The following is a 1,888-nucleotide window of genomic DNA, read 5'->3' on the forward strand; positions in this document are numbered from 1 at the left end:
TGGACTATCTGAAGCGTACTGGCGGCTTGGTCGAGCAGGCCAAGGAGCTGGTGCCATGATGCCGCTGGTACGGGTGGGTGATCCGTTGCGGCCCTTTGGCGGTGAGGTGTTGTCGGGACACTACGAGGCCTTTGGTAAACCTGTGGCCTGTGTAGATGATCGAGCCCGCTGCAACCTGCATGGCATGACGCACATTACCGAGGGCGCCTCGGGTTCTACCATGGACGGCAAGCCGGTGGCGCTGGACGGGCACCGTTGTGCCTGCGGCTGTGAGTTGGTCAGCACCCTGGCGGCTACTTTTATGAGTGTCGCGCCATGAATGGCCCGCCGGAATACCCAGGCGTTATCGAGCCGGGCGAACCGCGCTGGAGGCGCTGGTGGCTAGGCTTGACGCTGCTGGTCGGGTTGCAATCGGCAGGCTGGCTGATGCTGTTGCCCAAGGAGCAACCGCGCCTGGAGTTGTGGCTCTGGAGTGCAGTGCTGCCGCTGTGCTGGGCGCTGGTGCTGGCGGTTCGCGTGTTGGCATGGCAGATCGAGTTATTCAACCGCAAGGTGTATCTGCGCACCCTGGAGGCCGCCCTGCAACGTTGGTGGCAACGGCGTTCCCTCGGGTTGCCGGTGCAAGATGTGGTGTTGCTGGGCCCGGCGGGTGACCGGCAAGAGGATTACCTGAATTTGATGCGCGGTGCCCAGCCACCCTTGGCGATACCCGGAGCCACCCGGGCCAGCCTGCGTTGTTCACTGTCGTTGGGTGTGATCACCGAGCGTGCCCCTGCCTTGGCCCAACGCCTGGCTCGCTTGACCCTGGCGCTCGTTGGGTCATCGGAGTGCTGGCCGCAGTTACGGGCGATTGCCTGGGTAGGGGATGAGAGCAACCGGGCGGCTTTTGCAGAGGCGCTGGCCCGGGCGGGGTTGATGTTGCCCGAGGCCCGTTTGCCATTACAGAACCTGGCCGATTTGGATGACCTGATCGATGACTATCACCGCGATTGCCCTGACGAGGGCGATTGGCTGTTGTGCGCCGGCGTGGTGTCGGTGGAGAGCGCCGACGAAGGTGAGCTGCCCGGCGAAGCCGGCTTCCTCTGGCGGGTAAGCAGACAGGGCCGGCAGTTGTTGCATCGGGGCGAGTATCTGGCGGGCGAGTCGCCTGCCGAACTCTGCACGCAGTTGCAGCGTTACGCCGGGTTGCAAGCGCCGCCAGATACCTGCCTGGCCATGAATAAAACCAGCCAGGACGCGTTTGTGGCGGGTGGTTGGTCGGCGGTGGAACATCAACTGGTTGGGCAATGGGGTGTGCTGGCAGACCTGGCGCCCTTTATCGGAATGTCCCTGGCATTGCTGCAAGCAGGAGAGGCGGGTCAGCCCTGTGGTTGGCTGAGTCAGGATGGAAACAAACGATTGGCGATTGGAGTGGCGGTGCCTCATGGCAACAGTTAAGGAAGTGAGCAAGGGCTCTTTGGTACGCGTGGGGTTGGGTTATCTGCTGATCATGACGCTGATGGTGATGCTCGGTGGCCTTTTGTATGGCTTGTGCAGTGCCTATCTGGGCTGGCCGCAAATTCCGATCAAGCAATTGCTGCTGTGGGGGCTGGGGGTGTGGTTCGTACTTTGTTGGTTCTGCCCGGTCATTTTGCTGGCCTGGGACCGTCTGGCGCTGCGACTGGCGCAACGGGTTGTGTGGCCGGAGACCGAAACGCCGACCTCGCGATTGAACCGGGCGCCCTCATCAACAGATGAGGCTAAGGCTGCAAAGCTGCGTGAGCATCTGCGCAAGCGCTACGGCTATTTCTGGCGCCGCAAAGTCCGCCTTTTGCTCGTCATCGGCGAGCCCGCCGAAATCCAGGCCATCTGCCCGGCCTTGGCCGAGCAGTTCTGGCTGGAAGGCCAA

General features: G+C 62.6%; 2 protein-coding genes and 1 pseudogene. All 3 read left to right on the forward strand.

Annotated features, from left to right (window positions below; genetic code table 11):
* Positions 1 to 55: 55 nt before the first annotated feature.
* The gene (locus ACZRN6_RS36400) at positions 56 to 319 is read left to right on the forward strand and encodes a PAAR domain-containing protein (RefSeq protein ID WP_322146096.1); all 264 of its coding nucleotides are present in this window, start codon (positions 56 to 58) and stop codon (positions 317 to 319) included.
* 140 nt (positions 320 to 459) lie between these two features.
* Positions 460 to 1,437: a hypothetical protein gene (locus ACZRN6_RS36405; protein WP_464009954.1), complete on the forward strand. Its 978-nt coding sequence runs from the start codon at positions 460 to 462 to the stop codon at positions 1,435 to 1,437.
* Positions 1,424 to 1,888, forward strand: a pseudogene (locus ACZRN6_RS36410) (ImcF-related family protein); the annotation flags it as partial. The gene ACZRN6_RS36405 and the pseudogene ACZRN6_RS36410, both read left to right, overlap by 14 nt.

The organism is Pseudomonas sp. A125 (assembly GCF_055409485.1).